This window comes from Streptococcus oralis (genome assembly GCF_001578705.1).
Classification (GTDB): Bacteria; Bacillota; Bacilli; order Lactobacillales; family Streptococcaceae; genus Streptococcus; species Streptococcus oralis_J.
Window position 1 is genome coordinate 131,208 of record NZ_KQ969037.1, and the last position, 6,182, is coordinate 137,389.

Annotated in this window: 4 protein-coding genes; all 4 read left to right on the forward strand. The window is 43.1% G+C overall.

Annotated elements, in window-relative coordinates; genetic code table 11:
* The first annotated feature begins 8 nt into the window (after positions 1-8).
* Complete coding sequence (locus tag SORDD05_RS00605) at positions 9-932, forward strand: aspartate carbamoyltransferase catalytic subunit (RefSeq protein ID WP_001293859.1); 924 nt, start codon at positions 9-11, stop codon at positions 930-932.
* Positions 933-981: 49 nt separating this feature from the next.
* Positions 982-2,064, forward strand: a complete 1,083-nt coding sequence (locus SORDD05_RS00610; protein WP_061416555.1) for a carbamoyl phosphate synthase small subunit — start codon at positions 982-984, stop codon at positions 2,062-2,064.
* Between the two features lie 427 nt (positions 2,065-2,491).
* Positions 2,492-5,668, forward strand: coding sequence for a carbamoyl-phosphate synthase large subunit (carB, locus tag SORDD05_RS00615; protein WP_061416557.1), 3,177 nt, complete (start codon positions 2,492-2,494; stop codon positions 5,666-5,668).
* 216 nt (positions 5,669-5,884) lie between these two features.
* A partial coding sequence (locus SORDD05_RS10200) for a divalent metal cation transporter (RefSeq protein ID WP_231077307.1) occupies positions 5,885-6,182 on the forward strand: 298 nt, incomplete at its 3' end.

Sequence of the window (6,182 nt, forward strand, 5' to 3'; positions counted from 1 at the left end):
GTAAAAAAATGTCAGAAAATCAACAAGCTTTGCAACATGTCGTTTCTATGGAAGACCTTACTGTAGAACAAGTAATGAAATTGATTAAACGAGGAATCGAATTTAAAAACGGAGCGAGTGCTTCTTATGAGGAACAGCATATTGTTTCCAACCTTTTCTTTGAAAGTTCAACTCGTACCCACAAATCCTTTGAGGTAGCAGAACTGAAACTTGGACTTGATCTTTTGGATTTCGATGTGAAGACCAGTTCAGTGAATAAGGGTGAAACACTCTATGACACAATCTTGACGCTGTCTGCACTAGGAGTGGATGCCTGTGTCATTCGTCACCCAGAGGTGGACTACTACAGAGAATTGATTGCTAGCCCGACCATCACAACTTCGATTATCAATGGTGGGGACGGTTCAGGGCAACACCCTAGCCAAAGTTTGCTTGACTTGATGACAATTTATGAAGAATTTGGACATTTTGAAGGTCTTAAGGTGGCTATCGCCGGCGACCTCAACCACTCACGGGTAGCTAAGTCTAATATGCAAATCCTTAAACGCTTGGGAGCGGAGCTTTACTTTGCAGGTCCTGAAGAATGGAGAAGTGAGGAGTTTGAACATTACGGTCGCTTTGTATCAATTGATGAGGTGATTGATCAAGTAGATGTTATGATGTTTCTTCGTGTGCAGCATGAACGTCATGAAATTGTGACAGGATTTTCAAAAGAAGACTATCATAACCAGCATGGTTTGACACAAGAACGCTATGACCGCTTGAAAGAAAAAGCAATCCTTATGCACCCAGCTCCAGTCAATCGTGATGTGGAAATCGCTGATCACTTGGTAGAAGCACCGAAATCACGTATTGTTCAGCAAATGACCAACGGTGTCTTTGTCAGAATGGCAATTTTAGAATCTGTGTTGGCCTATAGAAAAGCAAAATAAGGCACAAAGCGTTAAAAGATGTCTGAGAGCATCAACGAGAGGTGAGTAGATGAAAAAACGACTTCTAGTATTAGAAGATGGTACAGTATTTGAAGGCAAGGCCTTCGGAGCAGATATTGACGTAACGGGGGAAATCGTCTTTAATACAGGGATGACTGGTTACCAAGAGTCTATAACAGACCAGTCTTACAATGGACAAATCTTAACCTTTACCTACCCTTTGGTGGGAAATTATGGAATTAACCGTGACGACTACGAATCTATCAATCCTACCTGTAAGGGAGTAGTAGTTTTTGAAGAAGCGCGTAGAGCCAGCAACTGGCGCAATCAAATGACCTTGGATGAATTCTTGAAAGCGAAGAAAATCCCAGGTATCTCAGGAATTGATACCCGGGCTTTGACAAAAATTATCCGTAAGCATGGTACCATGCGTGCAACCCTTACGCATGTTGGTGATACGATGGACCATATCATAGACCAGCTCCAAGCGACAGTTCTACCGACAGATAATATCAAGCAAGTCTCTACTAAGACAGCTTATCCTGCTCCTGGAGTTGGATTGAGTGTCGTATTGGTAGACTTTGGTCTCAAACACTCCATCTTACGCGAACTATCTAAGCGTAACTGTAACGTGACCGTTGTTCCATACACAACAACAGCAGAAGAGATTCTCCATCTCCATCCTGACGGGGTCATGTTGTCAAACGGTCCAGGTAACCCAGAAGATGTTCCCCAGGCGCTCGATATGATTCGTGGTGTGCAAGGGAAAATTCCGATCTTTGGTATCTGTATGGGACATCAACTTTTTGCTATGGCAAATGGTGCTAAGACCTACAAGATGAAGTTTGGTCACCGTGGATTTAACCACGCGGTGCGTGAAATTGCAACAGGCCGAGTAGACTTTACTAGCCAGAACCATGGTTATGCGGTTAGCCGTGAGGATTTGCCAGAGCATTTGATTATTACCCATGAAGAAATCAATGACAAGTCAGTTGAAGGTGTGCGTCACAGATACCAACCAGGTTTCTCTGTGCAATTCCACCCAGATGCAGCTCCAGGACCGCACGATGCAAGCTATCTCTTTGATGAATTTATCGAAATGATGGAGTCGTTTAAATCTGCTAATCGCTGATATAGGAAACTCTGTCAGAGACTTGTCGAATAAAAAGGCAAGTCCTTTCTTTTAGTTTAGCAATGAGATGCTGAAAATTTTTACACTCGATTTATTATTGAAAAATCATCGGAGAATTTATTTAATGTCGCTCTGTGAGGCGACGAATAGAAAGGCAGGTCGTTTCTTTTAGTCGCTATCAGGCGAACTAAAAACTCCCTGCACTAGATTTTTTATCGAAAAATATCGTTTCTCTAAAAAATCGTCGGAGAATTTATTTAATGGCAACCCGAGAGTTGCCGAATAGAAAGGAGAAGATACATTGTTCGCGGAAGTGAACACGCCCTAAGAACTGTGTGAAAAAGATAAACATCGTCTTGACGCTGAAGGCGTCTGCACCGAGTTTCCTATTTTCACTTTGTTCTTGACAGGCTTTGTATCATAAACTATGCCTAAACGTACTGATATTCAAAAAATTATGGTGATTGGTTCTGGTCCGATTATTATTGGTCAAGCTGCTGAGTTTGACTATGCTGGGACTCAGGCCTGCTTGTCGTTGAAAGAGGAAGGTTATGAAGTTGTCTTAGTAAACTCAAATCCTGCAACCATCATGACGGATAAGGAGATTGCTGACAAGGTTTATATTGAACCGATTACACTTGAGTTTGTGACACGTATTCTCCGTAAGGAACGTCCGGATGCTTTGCTTCCAACTCTTGGTGGGCAAACAGGGCTCAATATGGCCATGGAATTGTCTAAAAATGGTATCTTAGATGAGCTTGGTGTCGAACTTCTGGGTACTAAATTGTCTGCCATTGACCAAGCTGAGGACCGTGACCTCTTTAAACAATTGATGGAAGAGCTGAACCAACCAATTCCAGAATCTGAAATTGTCAACACAGTAGAAGAAGCTGTTGCTTTTGCTGCGTCAATTGGCTACCCAGTGATTGTCCGTCCAGCCTTTACCCTAGGTGGTACTGGTGGTGGTATGTGTGCCAACGAGGAAGAATTGCGCGAAATCGCTGAAAATGGTTTGAAATTGTCACCTGTTACCCAATGTTTGATTGAGCGTTCTATTGCAGGTTTCAAGGAAATTGAGTACGAAGTGATGCGCGACTCAGCTGACAATGCCCTTGTTGTTTGTAACATGGAAAACTTTGACCCCGTTGGGATTCACACAGGGGATTCCATTGTATTTGCCCCTGCGCAAACCATGTCAGACTATGAAAACCAAATGCTACGTGACGCGAGCTTGAGCATTATTCGTGCCCTCAAAATTGAAGGTGGATGTAACGTTCAGCTGGCTCTTGATCCACACAGCTTTAAGTATTATGTCATCGAAGTAAATCCTCGTGTATCACGTTCGTCAGCCCTTGCTTCTAAGGCGACGGGTTATCCGATTGCTAAATTAGCTGCTAAGATTGCCGTCGGTTTGACCTTGGATGAGGTCATCAACCCAGTTACAGGTTCAACCTATGCCATGTTTGAGCCAGCTCTCGACTACGTCGTTGCTAAGATTCCACGTTTCCCATTTGACAAGTTTGAAAAAGGTGAGCGTCGTCTGGGTACCCAGATGAAGGCGACTGGAGAAGTCATGGCGATTGGTCGTAACATCGAGGAATCTCTTCTAAAAGCCTGTCGTTCACTTGAAATTGGGGTTCACCACAATGAAATGCCTGAACTAGCATCTGTTTCGGATGATGCCTTGATTGAAAAGGTTGTGAAAGCCCAAGATGACCGTCTCTTCTATGTATCAGAAGCTATTCGCCGTGGTTACACGCCAGAAGAAATCGCTGAGCTTACGAAAATTGATATCTTTTATCTTGATAAACTCTTGCACATCTTTGAAATTGAGCAAGAATTGGGTGCCCACCCACAAGATCTAGAAGTCTTGAAAACAGCCAAACTCAATGGATTCTCAGACCGCAAGATTGCTGAACTCTGGGAAACGACAGCTGACCAAGTTCGCCAACTTCGTTTGGAAAACAAGATTGTCCCAGTATACAAGATGGTCGATACCTGTGCGGCAGAATTTGAATCAGAGACTCCATATTTCTATTCAACCTATGGTTGGGAAAATGAGTCTATCAAGTCTGATAAGGAATCTGTCCTAGTCCTAGGTTCAGGTCCGATCCGTATCGGACAAGGGGTTGAGTTTGACTACGCAACAGTTCACTCTGTTAAGGCGATTCAGGCTGCTGGTTATGAAGCCATCATCATGAACTCAAACCCAGAGACTGTTTCAACCGACTTCTCGGTATCAGACAAACTTTACTTTGAACCATTGACATTCGAAGATGTCATGAATGTTATCGACTTGGAGCAACCAAAAGGCGTTATCGTGCAGTTCGGTGGTCAAACAGCTATTAACCTTGCAGAGCCATTGGCAAAAGCAGGTGTGACCATTCTTGGTACACAAGTTGCTGACCTAGACCGTGCCGAAGACCGTGACCTCTTTGAGCAAGCTCTGAAAGACTTGGATATTCCACAGCCACCAGGACAAACAGCAACTAATGAAGAAGAAGCTGTGCTTGCTGCTCGCAAGATTGGTTTCCCAGTCCTCGTTCGTCCATCTTATGTCTTGGGTGGACGTGCTATGGAAATCGTTGAAAATGAAGAAGACCTTCGTTCTTACATGCGTACCGCTGTTAAGGCCAGTCCAGACCACCCAGTCCTTGTTGATTCTTACATCATTGGGCAAGAGTGTGAAGTTGATGCTATCTCAGATGGACAAAATGTTCTCATCCCTGGTATTATGGAGCATATCGAACGTGCTGGTGTCCACTCAGGTGACTCAATGGCTGTTTACCCACCACAAACCTTATCTCAAAAGGTGCAGGAAACCATCGCAGACTATACTAAACGCCTAGCAATCGGCCTCAACTGTCTTGGGATGATGAACATTCAGTTTGTCATCAAGGATGAAAAAGTCTACGTTATTGAGGTCAATCCGCGTGCTAGCCGTACGGTTCCATTCCTTTCTAAGGTAACCAATATTCCTATGGCTCAGGTAGCGACTAAGCTCATTCTTGGTCAAAGTCTTGAAGAACTTGGCTACCAAGATGGACTTTATCCAGAAAGCACTCGCGTTCATATCAAGGCACCAGTCTTCTCCTTTACGAAACTAGCGAAAGTAGATAGCTTGCTTGGTCCTGAAATGAAGTCAACAGGTGAAGTTATGGGTTCTGATACAACTCTCGAAAAAGCTCTTTATAAAGCGTTTGAAGCTTCTTACCTACACTTGCCAACCTTTGGAAATGTAGTCTTTACCATCGCAGATGATGCCAAAGAAGAAGCTTTGGACTTGGCTCGTCGTTTCCAAAATATTGGCTACGGTATCCTCGCGACAGAAGGGACAGCAGCCTTCTTTGCTAGTCATGGACTGCATGCCCAACCTGTTGGTAAGATTGGTGACGATGAACAGGATATCCCAAGCTTTGTTCGCAAAGGGAAAATCCAAGCGATCATCAATACTGTCGGAACCAAACGAACTGCTGACGAAGATGGTGAGCAAATCCGTCGTTCAGCCATTGAACACGGTGTGCCCCTCTTTACAGCCCTAGACACAGCTAATGCCATGCTCAAAGTGCTGGAAAGCCGTAGCTTTGTCACAGAAGCAATCTAGTTGAGAAAGAATTTTCACAGTTAAAAAGCCAGCGTCAGAAAACGCTGGCTTTTGCAATACAGATATTGCTTATTTTAACTATCATTCTTTCCTTAAGAATCATTCTAAAGTGTGATATAATAAGAATAAATTGGAAATAGAAAACTATTTTCATGATATTTTCAAAAATTCCATTAAGAAAATAGGTAAAGACAGATTAGAAAGTGTAAAATTCCGATGTCTTCTTACAAAAAAGTCTCTCTTTCTGAGATCAACCAATCTATTGAAACTCCCAATAACAATCATTTTTGGCAAAATCTAAAAGCATTTTTAGGACCTGGAGCCCTTGTAGCAGTTGGTTATATGGATCCTGGAAACTGGATTACCAGTGTGGTTGGTGGTGCTTCCTACAAATATAGTCTCTTATTTGTTATTTTGATTTCCTCCATCATTGCTATGCAGTTACAACAGATGGCTGGAAAGCTCGGTATCGTGACTAGGATGGACCTAGCACAGGCAACAGCTCATCATGCTC

What these genes read in the sequence shown, in the direction of transcription:
- carB (WP_061416557.1), top strand. Translation starts at nt 2,492, where the DNA reads ATGCCTAAACGTACTGATATTCAAAAAATTATGGTGATTGGTTCTGGT.
- SORDD05_RS00610 (WP_061416555.1), top strand. Translation starts at nt 982, where the DNA reads ATGAAAAAACGACTTCTAGTATTAGAAGATGGTACAGTATTTGAAGGC.
- SORDD05_RS00605 (WP_001293859.1), top strand. Translation starts at nt 9, where the DNA reads ATGTCAGAAAATCAACAAGCTTTGCAACATGTCGTTTCTATGGAAGAC.